Here is a 15,666-nt window from a genome sequence, read left to right as displayed (position 1 = left end):
GAACCGCAAGGCCCCCTCGCCGATGGATGTCGGAACGCTCGCCTTCTCCGCCCTCTACCAGTTCGGCGACGCCTTCGCCTTCCTGGTGCTGTCCGCCTGCGGCCTCGCCGTCATCTTCGGCATGATGGGCGTCATCAACCTCGCCCATGGCGAGTTCATCATGTGCGGCGCCTATGTCACCGTCTCGGCCGCCCATGCCGGCCTGCCGCTGCCGCTCGCCATACTGCTCGGCGCGCTGGTCGCGGCCCTGGTGGGTGCGCTGGTCGAGATCGTGGTGATACGCCACCTCTATGAGCGCCCGCTGGACACCATCGTCGCCACCTGGGGCCTCAGCCTCATCGCGACCCAGGGCACGCTGATCCTGCTGGGCTCGACCATGGCCGGGGTCGGCACGCCCTTCGGCAGCTTCCAGGTCGGCGGCTATTCCTATTCGCTCTACCGGGTGGTGCTGTTCGTCGCGGCGCTGGTGGTGCTGGCCGCGCTCTATGCGCTGTTCAACTGGACCCGCTTCGGCGTGATGGCCCGCGCCACCATCCAGGTGCCGCACATGGCGGCCGCGCTCGGCGTCGACACCCGCCGCGTCTACACCCTCACCTTCGCGCTCGGCGCGGGCCTCGCCGGGCTTGCCGGCGGGCTCTACGCCCCCACCATGACGCTGGTGCCGACCATGGGCACCACCTTCATCATGGAGGCCTTCGTGACCGTGGTGGTCGGAGGGGCCGACGTCTTCCTCGGCACCGCGCCGGCGGCCGCGGTGCTCGCCGTGGTAAAGGCGACCATGACTTCGCTCTATGGCCAGCTCTTCGGCCAGATCGGCCTGCTGCTCGCCGTCATCATCGTCATCCGGGTGCTGCCGCGCGGCCTCTCCGGCTTCCTCCTGCGCGAACGCGCCTGAGCCGGGAGCAACGCACATGAACGCGACTTTCCGCTTCTTCTCCCGTCTCGAAGGCCCGCAGACGCTGGGCCGGGGGCCGCTGTTCTGGCTCGGCTTTCTCGTCGTGCTGGCCGGGGCCTGCGCCTATCCGCTGTTCTCCGACGGTTACACGGTCGGCAACACGGTGTATTTCTTCACCTGGGTGTTCATGGCGCTCGGCCTCAGCCTCATCTGGGGCTATGGCGGCGCGCTGTCCTTCGGCCAGACCGCCTTCTTCGGCATCGCCGGCTATTCCTACGGCGTGCTGACGATCAATTTCGGCGCGGCCTACGGTTTCACGCTGGTGGCGCTGGTGCTGGCGGTGCTGTTCGCCGCGCTCTTCGCGGTGCTGTTGGGCTATTTCCTCTATTTCGGCCGCATCTCGGGGGTGTTCCTCGGCATCGTGACGCTGTCGGTGACGCTGGTGCTGGAGCGCTTCATGGCGCAGACCGCCGGCCCGGAATGGCACATCGGCAAGGCCCGGCTCAACGGTTTCAACGGCATGAGCGCAATGCCCCCGCTGACCCTGCCATGGCCGGGCGGCGACCTCGTGCTGTTCCCCGATGTCGAGCTCTATTACGTCGTGCTGGCGCTGATGGTGGTGGTCTATCTCGGCCTGCGCATCCTGGTGAATTCGCCCTTCGGCAATGTGCTCGTCGCCATCCGCGAAAACCCGGAGCGTGCCGAGATGCTGGGCTACGACATCCGCAAATACCAGCTCGGCGCCTTCGTCATCGGCGCCATGCTGGCCGGGCTGTCGGGCGTGCTCTACACGAGCTGGGGCCAGTACATCACGCCCTCCTCCATGGGCATGACGGCGGCGGCCCTGCCGATCGTGTGGGTCGCGGTGGGCGGGCGCTCCGACCTCACCACCACGCTGGTCGGCACGCTGGTTGTGCTCTCGGTGTTCCAGGCGCTCACCATCCATGGCAGCCAGTATGCGCTGGTGGTGATGGGGGTGCTGCTGGTGCTGACCGTGCTGCTGGCACCGCAGGGCCTCGCCTTCGCCTTCGCGCGGCTGATCGCCCGCCCGTTCCGCTCACGCAAAACGGGAGACGTGTGATGGCGATCCTCGAGACGCGCGCCCTCAACAAGCGCTTCGGCGGCCTGCACGTCACCAACAATGTCGACCTGGCGCTGGAGCCGGGCGAGGTGCACTGCCTCATCGGGCCGAACGGCGCCGGCAAGTCCACCCTGTTCCGCCTCGTCCTCGGCGAGCATCTTCCGAGTTCGGGCCAGATCCTGTTCGACGGCGAGGACATCACCGCCTTCAAGCCGTTCCAGCGCATCCGCCGCGGCATGAGCGTGAAGTTCCAGGTGCCCGGCATCTTCAAGGCGCTGAGCGTGCGGCAGAACCTCGAAATCGCGATGCAGCACCATTATGAGCCGGCGCATCTTGTCGCCGAGATCGGCCGGCTGCTCGACTTCCTCAAGCTCGCTCCCGATGCCGACCGCCTCGCCGGCAATCTCAGCCACGGCCAGAAGCAGTGGCTGGAGATCGGCATGGCGGTGAGCCTCAAGCCCAAGCTGCTGCTGCTCGACGAGCCCACCGCCGGCATGTCGCCGGAGGAGACCCACGCCACCGGGGAAATGGTGCAGCGGCTGAATGCGGACGGCATGACCGTGCTGGCGGTGGAGCACGACATGGCCTTCGTCCGGCAGGTCGCGCAGAAGGTGACGGTGCTGCATCTCGGCCAGGTGTTCGCGCAAGGCACGGTGGACGAGATCGTCGCCGACGAGCGGGTCGCCGCCATCTATCTCGGTCAGGTCGCGGAGACGGCTCATGCGTAAGGAAGTGCTGCTCTCCACGCTCGGCCTGCGCGCCGGCTATGGCGGCAAGCCGGTGCTGCAGGGCCTCGACATCGAGGTGCGGGAGAGCGAGATCGTCGCCGTGATCGGGCGCAACGGCGTCGGCAAGTCGACGCTGATGAAGAGCCTGATCGGCCTGATCCCAGCCACGCAGGGCTCCATCGTCTATCAGGGCAAGGCGGTGGAGCGGCTGGCCGCGCACCGGCGCGCCCGGCTCGGCCTCGGCTATGTGCCGCAGGGTCGCGACGTGTTCCCGCGCCTGACGGTGGGCGAGAACATCGCGGTCGGCGGCATGCGCGCCGGCGGGGTGAGCGAGGCCGACCGCGAGCGCGTGCTCTCCTATTTCCCCATCCTGCGCGAGCGCTGGAACCAGCGCGCCGGCACCATGTCCGGCGGCCAGCAGCAGCAGCTCGCCATCGGCCGGGTGCTGGTGGCGAACCCCTCGCTGATCCTTCTCGACGAGCCGTCCGAGGGCATCCAGCCCAACATCGTGCAGGACATCGCCCGCATCATGGTCGAGCTGAACCGCGCGACCGGCACCACCATCGTCCTCGTCGAGCAGAACATCGACATGATCCGCGCCATGGCGCAGCGCTGCTACGTGCTCGACAAGGGCCGGATCGTCGCCGAGCTCGAACGCGACGCCCTCGCCGATGGCGAGGCCATGCGCCGCCATCTCGCCGTCTGAAGTCCACAGGGAGCAATCACATGTCCTGGCTCGAACAATCCATCATGGCAAAGAAGGGCCTCGCCAAGGGCCAGCCGGGCCCATCCTTCAGCATCACCGAAGAGGTGCAGGGCACCTACCACTACGTCTACGGCCCCTATGTGAAGCCGGTGCTGAGCGTGGATCCCGGCGCGGTGGTCTCGGCGGAGACGCACGACGCCTTCGAGGGCAAGATCAAGCACGAGACGGACAACCCGCTCGAGATCCTGAACTTCCCCTATCTCAACCCGCAGAACGGCCCGATCTTCGTCAATGGCGCGGAAAAGGGCGACACCATCGCGATCTACATCAAGAGCATCGTGCCGCGCGGCGAGCAGCCGGTGGGCACCACGCTCATCATGCCGGATTTCGGCGGCCTCGTGCCCACCAAGGACACGGCGATGCTGAATCCGGCGTTGCCGATCAAGGTGAAGAAGCTCCATGTCGACGCCGAGACCGGCACGAAATGGAACGACAAGATCACCCTGCCCTACGTGCCCTTCATCGGTACCATCGGCACCTCGCCGGAGATCGAGGCCATCACCTCGCTGCAACCGGACTATTACGGCGGCAACATGGACCTGCCGGATGTCGGCGTCGGCGCGGTGATCTACCTTCCGGTCAACACCAAGGGCGGCCTCGTCTATCTCGGCGACTGCCACGCCACCCAGGGCGACGGCGAGCTGTGCGGCGTGGCGCTGGAGCACCCGACCGTCACCACCATCCAGATCGACCTGATCAAGGGCTGGACGATCTCCACCCCGCGGCTGGAGACGGCGGACTTCATCATGTCCATCGGCTCCACCCGCCCGATGGAGGACGCCGCCCGCATGGCCTATCGCGACCTCATCCGCTGGATGGCGGCCGACTACGGCTTCGACGAGGTGGAGGCCTACATGCTGCTGACCCAGTGCGGCCGCGTGCGAGTGGGCAACATGGTGGACCCGAAATACACGCTCGGGGCGTCGATCCTGAAGTCGTATCTCGGCTGACGTCGCGCGGGGTGGAAGGCTCCGCAAGCGCCTGTCCCTCCCCCTGCCGCACGCCCCCTCACCCTGCCCTCTCCCCGACGTTGAGTGGGCTGGGGCGAGGGGTCTCGGTGCGCAGCAGCTTCGCCCCCTCGCAGGCCACCTCTCCCCGGCAGGGAGAGGGAAGACAGACGCACGAACACCACTCCCGGCGCCCGGCGCCGGCCGCCCTTTTCCTGCCCGGAGCACGTTCATGGCCACGCTGAAGACCGTCGCCGCCGTCCAGTTCGAGCCGACCCTCGCGGAGAAGGAGCGCAATGTCTCCCGGCTCCTCGCACTGGTGGCTGAGGCCGCGGACGACGGCGCGGAACTCATCGTCACCCCGGAAATGGGCACGACCGGCTATTGCTGGTTCGACCGCGCCGAGGTCGCGCCTTATGTCGAGACCGTACCAGGCCCGACCACGGATCGCTTCGCCGCGCTGGCGAAGGAAAAGGGCTGCCACATCGTCATCGGCATGCCGGAGGTCGATGCCCAGACCGGGCTCTACTACAATGCCGCCGTGCTCATCGGCCCCGGCGGCGTCATCGGCACCCACCGCAAGAGCCACCCCTATATTTCCGAGCCGAAATGGGCGGCGAATGGCGATGCGCACCGTGTGTTCGACACCCCGGTCGGCCGCGTCGCCCTGCTGATCTGCATGGACATCCATTTCATCGAGACCGCCCGGCTCTGCGCGCTGCAGGGGGCAGACATCATCTGCCACATCTCGAACTGGCTGGCCGAGCGCACCCCGGCGCCCTACTGGATCACCCGCGCCTTCGAGAATTCCTGCTACGTCATCGAGGCCAATCGTTGGGGGCTGGAGCGCACGGTGCAGTTCTCCGGCGGCTCCTGCGTCATCGGGCCGGACGGCAGCATCGAGGCGGTGGTCGATAGCGGCGATGGCATCGCCCGCGCCGAAATCGACCTCGACAAGACCCGGGCCCACCGGGTGCTGGGCGAGGAGGTGTTCGCCCAGCGCCGGCCAGAACTCTACATGGAGCTGCCGACCAGCACCTTCTCGTGGAACCCGCTCGACTTTTTCGGCCTCTACGGCCACCGTCCGCTGCCCCCCGGCCGGCGCTCGAAGGTCGCGGTCGCGCAGTTCGCCCCCGGCCCGGACGCGAGCAGCAACCTCGCCCGCATCGCGGAGCTGACCGGCGAGGCGAAGGCAGCGGGCGCCGACCTCGTCGTCTTCCCCGAGCGCGCGGTGACCGGGCTCGACGCTCCCGCCCCGCTGCCCGGCGCCGAGGTCGCGGCCTCGCTCGCTGCCATCGCCGCGCGGCACGGCATCTTCCTTGCCGCCGGTTTTGCCGAGGCGGCGGAGGACGGGCTCTACAATGCCGCCGCGCTGGTCGGCCCCGGCGGGCATCTGGGGACGGCCCGCAAGCTCCATCTCGATGCCGCCGACCACAATTGGGCGACGCCCGGCGGCGACTGGACCGTGCTCGACACCCCGCTCGGGCGGATCGGATTGATGGTCGGCCATGACGCCGCCTTCCCGGAATCCGGGCGGGTTCTCGCCCTGCGCGGCTGCGACCTCCTGCTCTGCCCGGCCGCGCTGCGCGGCCGGCTCAGCTTCGGCCATGCCGGCACGAAAGTGGCGCAGAACTACCCGATCCCGACCGGGGCGGATCCGCACCACTGGCACCTGATGCGGGCACGGGCCGGCGAGAACAACTGCTTCCTCGCCTTCGCCAATGTGCTGGACGAGGCCGCCGGTTATGGCGGCACGAGCGGCGTGTTCGGGCCGGACACCTTCGCCTTCCCGCGCCGCGAGGCGATCATCGCTTCCGGCGAGGGCGTAGCGGTCGCGGAGATCGACACCACGAATCTCGACACGCCCTATCCGACCAATGTCGTGCGGCGCAAGGACCTCATGGTCATGCGCCAGCCGCAGCATTACCTCCCGCTGATCGAGGGTGCGACCGCCTGAGCCGGCATCACGTTTGCGAGATCGCGCGCAGGAGCTTCGCCGCTTCGTGCTGTGCAACGCGGCAATGCGGGTGGCGCCGGACGGCACCTGACGTAACGGCGATCTGCCGCGCGCCGGCTAAGCATCGATCGCCGCCGGCCGCCACCGGGGTCGGCACCACCTTCCCTAACGTCTTCTTGCTGAACAAGATTTAACCCCATCCGGGTTTCATCCCGGCGCAGAATGCTGCGCTACGATATGGGGAGATCCGTGATGCAAGGTGCCGACCGTCCGGGACGCGGCAGGGGTATCGTTGCCGCCATCGCTCTGCTGGCCATTGCCGGGGGGGCGATCTGGGTGGTCAAGGGCCGGGCGACGCCGGAACCGGCCCCCGAAAAGACCGCCACGGCCAAGAGCGTCGTCGTCCCGGTCAGCGTCGCCAAGGTGGAACGCCGCGACGTGGCGGTGACGCTGAGCGGCATCGGCACCGTGCAGGCCTCGCAGACGGTCAACATCCATTCCCGCATCGACGGGACGCTGCAGTCCGTCACCTTCACCGAGGGCCAGCAGGTCAAGGCCGGCGACGTGCTGGCCCGGCTCGACCCGCGCCTCGCGCAGGCGACACTGGCGCAGGCCAGGGCCGCCAAGGCGAAGGACGAGGCCCTGCTCGCCAGCGCGCAGGCGGACCTCACCCGCTCGCTCACCCTCGCCAAGAGCGATTTCGCCTCGAAGCAGACGGTGGACCAGCAGCAGGCCACGGTCGACCAGTACAAGGCGACCATCGCCGCAGACGAGGCGCAGATCGAGAGCGCGCAGACCAATCTCGACTACACCACCATCACCGCCCCGGTGGACGGCCGCATGGGCATGAGACAGGTCGATGCCGGCAATGTCGTCCATTCGAGCGACACCACGCCGATCGCGGTGCTGGCCACGCTGAAGCCGATCGCGGTGGTGCTGACCCTGCCGGAAAAGAACCTGCCCGCGGTGCAGGCCGCCCTTGCTGCCGGCCCGGTTCCGGCGGTGGCGAAAGGCGGGGACGGCACCGTGCTCGGCACCGGAAAGCTCGCGGTGATCGACAACCAGATCGACACCTCCACCGGCACGCTGCGGCTGAAGGCGATGTTCCCCAACGAGAAAGAGACGCTCTGGCCGGGCGCCTTCGTGCATGTCGACCTCGAGGTCGGCACGCTGAAGGACGCGCTGACTGTTCCTGTCGCCGCGGTGCAGCGCGGGCCGGACGGGCTGTTCGCCTGGGTGGTCGGACCCGAGGAGGTCGCCACCATGACCCCCATCGAGACCGGAACCATGTCCAAGGGCTCGGCCGTGGTGACGAGCGGGCTCAGCGACGGCCAGAGCGTCGTGACCGAGGGGCAGTACCGGCTGCGGCCCAACAGCAAGGTGGCGGTCGCCGGGCCCGGCGCGGACACCGGCGCGACCCAGAAGCTCGCCGAGCGCGAAGCCGCTCCCCCGGCGCCGTGAGGATCCGCCCATGAACCTCTCGGCGCCCTTCATCAACCGGCCGATCGCCACCTCCCTGCTGATGCTGGCGCTCGCCCTTCTGGGCGTGATCGCCTATCCGCAGCTTCCCGTGGCGCCGCTGCCGCAGATCGACTTCCCCACCATCCAGGTCTCGGCCAGCCTGCCCGGCGCCAGCCCGGACGTGATGGCCGCCTCCGTCGCCTCGCCGCTGGAACGGCGCTTCGGCCAGATCGCCGGCATCACGCAGATGACCTCGTCGAGCACGCTGGGCTCGACCTCCATCACCATCCAGTTCGACCTCAACCGCGACATCGACGCCGCCGCGCAGGACGTGCAGGCCGCCATCACCGCCGCGCTGCGCCAGTTGCCGGACGACCTCACCTCGCCACCCAGCTACCGCAAGGTCAATCCGGCCGACAGCCCGATCATGATCCTCTCCGCCCGCTCCGACACCATGCCGATGACGGCAGTGGACGACGTGGCGGACAACGTGCTGGCCCAGCGCCTCTCCCAGATCGACGGCGTCTCGCAGGTGTCGATCGCCGGCGAGCAGAAGCCCTCCATCCGCATCCAGATCGACCCGGCGCGCCTCGCCGCCAGCGGCCTCACCTTCGAGGACGTGCGCACCACCCTCGCCAACTCCACCGCGCAGGCGGCGAAGGGCTCGATCAACGGCGCGGTGCGCAGCTTCACCATCGCGGCCAACGACCAGATCACCACGCCGGAAGCTTATGACGACGTGATCCTGGCCTATCGCAACGGCGCACCGATCCGCGTGCGCGATGTCGGCCATGCGGTCGAGGGGCCGGAAAACGTCAATATCGCCGCCTGGAGCACCGGCCGGAAGGCGGTCGTGCTGCTGGTGTTCAAGCAGCCCGGCGCCAATGTCATCGCCACCGTCGACGCCATCAAGAAGGCATTGCCGCAGCTCGACGCCGTGCTGCCGGCCGGCATCACCGTCGATACCGTACTCGACCGCACCACCACCATCCGCGCCTCGGTGGAAGACGTGCAGTTCACCCTGGGCCTCACCATCGGCCTGGTCGTGCTGGTCATCCTGTTGTTTCTGCGCAACCTGCGCGCGACGTTGATTCCCGCCGTGGTTGTTCCGCTCTCGCTCGCCGGCAGCGCGGCGGTGATGTATGCGCTCGGCTTCAGCCTCGACAATCTCTCGCTGATGGCACTGACCATCGCCGTCGGCTTCGTGGTCGATGACGCCATCGTGGTGGTCGAGAACATCGTGCGCCACATGGAAGAGGGCGAGGCCGCCTTCCCCGCCGCCATGAAGGGCGCGCGCGAGATCGGCTTCACGGTGCTGTCGATCTCGATCTCGCTCGTCGCGGTGTTCATTCCACTTCTGCTGATGGGCGGCATCGTCGGTCGGCTGTTCCGCGAATTCGCCCTCACCGTCACCGCCGCCATCGCGGTATCGGCGGTGGTGTCGCTCACCCTGACCCCGATGCTGTGCTCGCGCTTCCTGAAGGCGCCCTCCCATGAGCATGGCCGTCTCTACCGCTTCATCGAAGCCGGCTTCGACGGATTGCTGGCCGGCTACATGGCAACCCTTGCGATTGCCATGCGGCACCGCCTCGTCACGCTGATCGTGTTCTTCCTCACCATGGGGCTCACCGGCTGGCTGTTCGTGGTGGTGCCGAAGGGCTTCTTCCCGACGCAGGATATCGGCATCATCTCCGGCCTGTCGGAAGCCGCGCAGGACATCTCGCCGGAAGCGATGAAGAAGCTGCAGCAGCAGCTCGGCGCGGTGATCGGCGCCGATCCGGCGGTGGCGGCCTATGGCTCCATGCTCGGCTCCGGCGGCGCGTCCACCACCAATAACGGGCGCTTCTTCATCGCGCTGAAGCCGCGCGACCAGCGCGATGCCTCGGCCACGCAGGTGATCGAGCGGTTGCGGCCCCGGCTGGCGCAGGTGCCCGGCGCCGCGGTGTTCCTGCAACCGGCGCAGGACATCACGGTCGGCGGCCGCGTCTCGCGCGCGCAGTACCAGTACACCCTCACCGACGTCGATCTCGACGAGCTGAACGAATGGGCGCCGAAGCTCATGGCGAAGTTGCGCGCCGAGCCGGATCTCGCCGACATATCGTCCGACCAGCAGGGCAACGCTCCTCAGGTGAAGATCACCATCGACCGCGACCACGCCTCCCGCTTCGGCATCCAGCCGGCGGTGATCGACGCCACGCTGAACGACGCCTTCGGCCAGCAGCAGGCCGCGCAATATTTCACCCAGCTCGATTCCTATTCCGTCATCATCGAGGCGACACCGGAGTTGCAGCGCCGCATCGGCACGCTCGACGAGATCTATGTGAAGTCGCCCACCACCGGCGCGGCGATCCCGCTCTCCACCTTCGTCTCCGTCGACGCCAAGGCTGTGGGCCCGCTCTCGGTGCAGCACCAGGCCCAGTTCCCGGCGATCACGCTCTCCTTCAACCTGCGGCCCGGCGTCTCGCTGGGCCAGGCGGTGGAGATCATCAACAAGGCGGCGGCCGATCTCGGCATGCCGAACACGATCACCGGCAGCTTCCAGGGCAACGCACAGGCGTTCCAGAGCGCGCTGGCGAGCGAGCCGGCGCTGATCGCGGCGGCGCTGTTCGCGGTCTACATCATCCTCGGCGTGCTCTATGAGAGCTACATCCACCCCCTCACCATCCTCTCGACCTTGCCCTCGGCCGGCATCGGCGCGCTGCTGGCGCTGTGGGGCGGCGGGTTCGACCTGTCGGTGATCGGCATCATCGGCATCATCCTGCTCATCGGCATCGTGAAGAAGAACGGCATCATGCTGGTGGATTTCGCCATTGCCGGCGAGCGCGAGCGGGGGCTCGACGCGGAGACCGCCATTACCGAGGCCTGCCGGCTGCGCTTCCGCCCGATCCTGATGACCACCCTGGCGGCTCTGCTCGGCGGCGTGCCCTTGATGCTCGGCCACGGCACGGGCTCGGAGCTGCGCCAGCCGCTCGGCTACGCCATGGTCGGCGGCCTCGCCCTGAGCCAGGTGCTCACGCTCTACACGACGCCGGTGGTCTATCTCTATCTGGCGCGCGTCCAGGCCTGGTTCAACCGCCGTCCGGCCACCACCGCCAGCGCGCCGCTTCCGGCGGAGTGAGCGGCGCATCGCAGCCTCGACCACTTCCAATCGAGCGCTCTCGCGATTGCGCCAAGGAGACGATTGGCCTACCTCCGCCGCGTCGGCGCTATGCTGGCGCGGCGGGAGACGGCCGATGACCGAAACGCTTCCGCGCAACGAAGCTCCGCTGAGGACGCAGGCCCGCCTGCCGCTGGCCGACCCTGAGGCCATGATCGAGGCGCTGTGCGCGCGGCTCGCCGAGCACGGCACCCTCGCCCGCACCCCCTCCGCGACCGCGTTCGAGAGCCCCTTCGGTCGCGCCGAGCTGCGGGCCGGAGCGGGGCGGCTCGATCTTCTCGTCGAAGCCGCCGATTCCACCCGGCTCTATGTGGTGCGCAACGCGCTGGCCGAGCAGCTTGCGAGCCTTGCCGGCGACGCCCTGCCTTCCCTTCACTGGAGCGGGGACGGCGCGGCGGGCATTCCCTTCTTCCGGGTGATGACGGTCGCGGATGTGTACCCTCTGACCCCGCGCATGCGCCGGGTGCGGCTCGCCGGCGACGCCGCCCATTTCACCGGCGGCACCGGCATCCATGCCCGCCTGCTTCTGCCGCAAGCCGGACGCGCGCCGGTCTGGCCGCAGGCCGCGCCGGACGGGCGCACGCTCTGGCCGGCCGGCGCGGACACGCTGGCGAGCCGCGTCTACACGCTGCGCCGGATCGACCCGGCCGCCGGCACCCTCGATATCGACATGGTGCTGCATGAGGAGGACGGCCCGGCTCGACCCGCGCCCGGCGCGCATTTCGCGCTGAACGCCCGGCCCGGCGATCCGGTGGGGCTGATGGGGCCCGGCGGGACCGACCTGCCGGAGGCCGACTGGTATCTGCTCGCCGGCGACGAGACCGCGCTCCCGGCCATCGCCCGCACGCTGGAGACGCTCCCCGCCGGCACGCCCGCCTTCGTCTTCATCGAGGTGGCGGACGATGCCGAGCGGCAGGAGATTGCCGCAGCCGCCTCCTCGCGCATTGCATGGCTGACGCGCGACGGCGCCCCGGCCGGCACGACGGACTTGCTGGAACGCGCGCTAAGGGCCATGGAATGGCCGGCGCACGGATGTGGGCACGCGATGGTCGGCTGCGAGCAGGGCGCGGCGCGGGCCATTCGCCACTTCCTGCGCCGGGAGCGGGGCATGAGCGGGCGCGCGGCCGAGGTCGCCGCCTATTGGCGGCGTGGCGTCTGCGGCGACGCCGGGCCGGAACGTGACGGATGACGGGATTGACGGGCGTGACACAGGGTTTCGGACCGGACGCAGCGTCGGAGCGCGGCGCATGCTGAAGGCCTTCTTCTCCTATTACCGGCCCCACCGCCGGCTGTTCCTGATCGATTTCGGCTGCGCCGTGCTGTCCGGCGTGCTGGAACTCGGCTTTCCGATGGCCATGAAGGCCTTCGTCGATCTCCTGCTGCCGCGCGGCGACCTGCAGCTCGTCATCCTCGCGGCGCTGGGCCTGCTCGCGGTCTATGTGCTGAACAGCGGGCTGATGGCGATCGTGACCTATTGGGGCCACGTGCTCGGCATCAACATCGAGACCGAGATGCGCGAGCGGGCGTTCGAGCATCTGCAGAAGCTCTCCTTCCGCTTCTACGACAACTACAAGACCGGCCACCTGCTCGCCCGCGTCACCAAGGATCTGGAGGAGATCGGCGAGATCGCCCATCACGGGCCGGAGGACCTGTTCATCGCGGTGATGACCTTTATCGGCGCCTTCCTGCTGATGATGTGGGTGCATCCCCCGCTCGCCTTCCTCACCGCGCTCATCGTGCCGCTGACCGCGCTGGTCGTGACCCGCTATGGCGGGCGCATGACGCGCAACTGGCAGAGCCAGTTCGGCCGGATCGGCGCCTTCAATGTGCGGCTGGAGGAGAATATCGGCGGCATCCGCGTCGTGCAGGCCTTCGGCAACGAGGACCACGAGCGCCGGCTGTTCGCGGGCGACAATGCCCGCTACCGCGACACCAAGCTCGACGCCTACAAGATCATGGCCGCCAGCCAGGCGTTGAACTACATGGCGATGCGCCTCGTGCAGCTCGCGGTGATGCTGGCGGGCGCCTGGTTCGTGGTGCAGGGCACCCTGTCCATCGGCGGCTTCGTCAGCTTCCTGCTGCTGGTGGCGGTGTTCTACCGCCCGCTCGACAAGATCGCGGCGGTGATGGAGACCTACCCCAAGGGCATTGCCGGCTTCCGCCGCTATCAGGAGCTGCTTGCAACCGAGCCGGACATCGCCGACCGGCCCGGCTCGCGTGCCGTCGGGCACCTCAAGGGCGACATCCGCTTCGAGGGCGTACGCTTCGGCTACACGCCGGAGCGGCCGGTGCTCTCCGGCATCGACCTCTCCATCAAGGCGGGCGAGACGGTGGCCTTCGTCGGCCCCTCGGGCGCGGGCAAGACCACGCTGCTCTCGCTGCTGCCGCGCTTCTACGAGATCGACGCCGGCCGCATCTCCATCGATGGCCTCGACATCCGCGACATGACGCTGGCGTCGCTGCGGCGCAATATCGGCATCGTGCAGCAGGACGTGTTCCTGTTCGGCGGCACGATCCGCGAGAACATCGCCTACGGACGACTGAACGCCAGCGAGGCCGAGATCTTCGAGGCGGCCCGCCGCGCAAGGCTGGACGGGCTGATCGCCGAACTGCCGGAGGGGCTCGACACCGTTGTCGGCGAGCGCGGGGTGAAGCTGTCGGGCGGGCAGAAGCAGCGGCTCGCCATCTCCCGCATCTTCCTCAAGGATCCGCCGATCCTCATTCTCGACGAGGCGACCTCGGCGCTCGACACCCACACCGAGCGCGAGATCCAGGCCTCGCTGGACGAGCTGGCGCGCGGGCGTACCACCCTCATCATCGCCCACCGCCTGGCCACCATCCGCGACGCCGATCGCATCGCGGTGGTGACGCCCAAGGGCATCGTCGAGGAAGGCGCCCATGCCGACCTCGTGGCGCGCGGCGGCATCTATGCCCGGCTGCACGCCGCCCAGTTCGGCGGCCCGGTGCAAGGCGAACCGGCCGGCGCCGCCGCGGCGCTGTCGCAGGGAGGCTGACGGCGTTGAGCGAGCCCTCAGCCCCGCGATGCATGGAGACCGGCTGCGCCATCGTCGGCGCCGGGCCGGCCGGGCTGTTGCTGGGGCTGCTGCTCGCGCGAGCCGGGATCGCCGTCACCGTGCTGGAGAAGCATGGCGACTTCCTGCGCGACTTCCGCGGCGACACCATCCATCCCTCGACGCTGGAGGTGATGCACGAGCTCGGACTGCTCGACGGCCTGCTCGCCCTGCCGCACACCGAAGCGCCCCGGCTGCACGCCGAGATCGGCGGGCGGGACGTCACCATCGCCGATTTCTCGCGCTTGCCGACCCGATGCCGCTTCATTGCCTTCATGCCGCAATGGGACTTCCTGGCTTTTCTGGCGCAGGAAGCGGCACGCTACCCCAACTTCCGGCTGCTGATGCAAGCGGGCGTGACGGACCTGATCGAGGAGGACGGCCGCATCACGGGCCTCCACACCGTCACGCCGGACGGCCCCATGGCGCTGCGCGCGCGTCTCGTCCTGGGCGCGGACGGGCGCAACTCGGTGGTGCGTGAGAAGGCCGGGCTTGCGATCCGGAGCTTCGGCGAGCCGAGCGAAGTGCTCTGGATGAAGCTCTCGCACCAGCCCGACGACCCGCCCTACACCATGGGCCATGGCGGCCCGCGACAGGGCTTCGTGATGGTGGACCGCGGCAGCACCTGGCAATGCGGCTATGTGGTCCGCAAGGACACCTTTGCCGCCATCCGCGCCCGCGGCATCGACGCCTTCCGCGCTGCGATTGCCGCCGTCTCGCCGCTGCCGGCGGAGCGGATGGAGGAGGTACGTTCCTTTGAGGACGTCCATCTGCTCACCGTGCGCATCGACCGGCTGGAGCGCTGGTGGCGGCCGGGACTGCTGTGCATCGGCGACGCCGCCCATGCGATGTCGCCGATCGGGGGCTTCGGGGTGAACCTCGCCATCCAGGACGCGGTCGCCGCCGCCAACATCCTCGCCGCCCCGCTGCGCGCGGGAGCCCCGAGCGATGCGGACCTCGCCGCGGTGGAAGCGCGCCGGCTGCTCCCGACGCGGGCGACGCAGAAGCTGCAGCGGATGATGCGCGGGCGCAGGCGCAGCGCGGATGCGCACGCCACACGGCGCGACGGGCCGCCGGCATTCCTACGCTCCATCGCGCGCTGGCCGATCCTCGCCCATCTCGCCGGCCGGCTGGTGGGCCTCGGCTTCCGCCCGGAGCACATCCGTTCGCGTTAGAGCGGCGGCATTTATTTTACCTTACGTCAATCTACTTATTTGTGATCATTTGCCGCAAAAAAAGGCAGGTGATTTATTTCGAGATTCACGGCAGGTTAGGTGATGTCGGCCGGGATCGAATCCATCTGGATCGATTTTGGACTTTTCTGGCTGCGTTCGTCTCAGCATCCACGCGACGGTGCCCAGCCGCCTGCGCCGCGGGCATGCCGCGCTTGAATTCCCGGTGCGCGGGGCCTCGCCCCTATCTCCTAAATGTTTATATATACAGAGACTTATAAAGCTGGAGCGACAGATGCGCCGGCTTTTCGTGCAATTCACGTCGAAAACGTGACAATCGCGACACACCCCCGCCACATCCCGACACAGAGGCCCTCCGCCGCCGCTGGCAGGCGTTGTGAAGCGGCGAATCGCTTGTTACCGTTCCGCAC

Annotated in this window: 11 protein-coding genes; all 11 read left to right on the top strand. The window is 68.5% G+C overall.

Annotated elements, in window-relative coordinates; all coding sequences use genetic code 11:
• Positions 1-22 precede the first annotated feature (22 nt).
• The 11 genes from MWN34_RS09600 to MWN34_RS09550 all read left to right on the top strand — a co-directional run bounded on the left by MWN34_RS09600 (position 23) and on the right by MWN34_RS09550 (position 15,238).
• Complete coding sequence (locus tag MWN34_RS09600) at positions 23-895, top strand: ABC transporter permease subunit (protein ID WP_247028861.1); 873 nt, start codon at positions 23-25, stop codon at positions 893-895.
• 16 nt (positions 896-911) lie between these two features.
• On the top strand, positions 912-1,976 hold the full coding sequence (locus MWN34_RS09595; RefSeq protein ID WP_247028776.1) for a branched-chain amino acid ABC transporter permease: 1,065 nt from the start codon (positions 912-914) through the stop codon (positions 1,974-1,976).
• The gene (locus MWN34_RS09590) at positions 1,976-2,704 is read left to right on the top strand and encodes an ABC transporter ATP-binding protein (protein ID WP_247028774.1); all 729 of its coding nucleotides are present in this window, start codon (positions 1,976-1,978) and stop codon (positions 2,702-2,704) included. The genes MWN34_RS09595 and MWN34_RS09590 overlap by 1 nt, the downstream gene beginning before the upstream one ends.
• Positions 2,697-3,410 (top strand): ABC transporter ATP-binding protein, encoded by a 714-nt coding sequence (locus MWN34_RS09585; RefSeq protein ID WP_247028772.1) that lies wholly within the window; start codon positions 2,697-2,699, stop codon positions 3,408-3,410. The genes MWN34_RS09590 and MWN34_RS09585 overlap by 8 nt, the downstream gene beginning before the upstream one ends.
• A gap of 20 nt (positions 3,411-3,430) precedes the next feature.
• Complete coding sequence (locus tag MWN34_RS09580; protein WP_247028770.1) at positions 3,431-4,420, top strand: acetamidase/formamidase family protein; 990 nt, start codon at positions 3,431-3,433, stop codon at positions 4,418-4,420.
• 229 nt (positions 4,421-4,649) lie between these two features.
• Complete coding sequence (locus MWN34_RS09575; RefSeq protein ID WP_247028768.1) at positions 4,650-6,374, top strand: nitrilase-related carbon-nitrogen hydrolase; 1,725 nt, start codon at positions 4,650-4,652, stop codon at positions 6,372-6,374.
• 252 nt (positions 6,375-6,626) lie between these two features.
• Entirely contained in the window at positions 6,627-7,835 is a 1,209-nt protein-coding gene (locus tag MWN34_RS09570; protein ID WP_247028766.1) for an efflux RND transporter periplasmic adaptor subunit, read from the top strand.
• Positions 7,836-7,845: 10 nt separating this feature from the next.
• On the top strand, positions 7,846-10,953 hold the full coding sequence (locus MWN34_RS09565; protein ID WP_247028765.1) for a multidrug efflux RND transporter permease subunit: 3,108 nt from the start codon (positions 7,846-7,848) through the stop codon (positions 10,951-10,953).
• A gap of 115 nt (positions 10,954-11,068) precedes the next feature.
• Positions 11,069-12,181 (top strand): siderophore-interacting protein, encoded by a 1,113-nt coding sequence (locus MWN34_RS09560; protein WP_247028764.1) that lies wholly within the window; start codon positions 11,069-11,071, stop codon positions 12,179-12,181.
• Between the two features lie 58 nt (positions 12,182-12,239).
• Positions 12,240-14,006, top strand: a complete 1,767-nt coding sequence (locus MWN34_RS09555; RefSeq protein WP_247028763.1) for an ABC transporter ATP-binding protein — start codon at positions 12,240-12,242, stop codon at positions 14,004-14,006.
• Positions 14,007-14,011: 5 nt separating this feature from the next.
• A complete protein-coding gene (locus MWN34_RS09550; RefSeq protein ID WP_281502943.1) occupies positions 14,012-15,238 on the top strand; it encodes an FAD-dependent oxidoreductase in 1,227 nt (408 codons plus the stop codon).
• The last annotated feature ends 428 nt before the right edge of the window (positions 15,239-15,666 follow it).

The organism is Ancylobacter crimeensis, assembly GCF_023016805.1.
Taxonomy (GTDB): Bacteria; Pseudomonadota; Alphaproteobacteria; order Rhizobiales; family Xanthobacteraceae; genus Ancylobacter; species Ancylobacter crimeensis.
Note: the sequence above shows the minus strand (reverse complement) of the source record. Positions and strands in the feature narration are given on the sequence as shown.

Bases quoted from the DNA above. Each gene is read 5' to 3' on its own strand.
- MWN34_RS09590 (WP_247028774.1), top strand. From the start codon at position 1,976: ATGGCGATCCTCGAGACGCGCGCCCTCAACAAGCGCTTCGGCGGCCTG.
- MWN34_RS09560 (WP_247028764.1), top strand. From the start codon at position 11,069: ATGACCGAAACGCTTCCGCGCAACGAAGCTCCGCTGAGGACGCAGGCC.
- MWN34_RS09600 (WP_247028861.1), top strand. From the start codon at position 23: ATGGATGTCGGAACGCTCGCCTTCTCCGCCCTCTACCAGTTCGGCGAC.
- MWN34_RS09580 (WP_247028770.1), top strand. From the start codon at position 3,431: ATGTCCTGGCTCGAACAATCCATCATGGCAAAGAAGGGCCTCGCCAAG.
- MWN34_RS09575 (WP_247028768.1), top strand. From the start codon at position 4,650: ATGGCCACGCTGAAGACCGTCGCCGCCGTCCAGTTCGAGCCGACCCTC.
- MWN34_RS09555 (WP_247028763.1), top strand. From the start codon at position 12,240: ATGCTGAAGGCCTTCTTCTCCTATTACCGGCCCCACCGCCGGCTGTTC.
- MWN34_RS09570 (WP_247028766.1), top strand. From the start codon at position 6,627: ATGCAAGGTGCCGACCGTCCGGGACGCGGCAGGGGTATCGTTGCCGCC.
- MWN34_RS09595 (WP_247028776.1), top strand. From the start codon at position 912: ATGAACGCGACTTTCCGCTTCTTCTCCCGTCTCGAAGGCCCGCAGACG.
- MWN34_RS09585 (WP_247028772.1), top strand. From the start codon at position 2,697: ATGCGTAAGGAAGTGCTGCTCTCCACGCTCGGCCTGCGCGCCGGCTAT.
- MWN34_RS09565 (WP_247028765.1), top strand. From the start codon at position 7,846: ATGAACCTCTCGGCGCCCTTCATCAACCGGCCGATCGCCACCTCCCTG.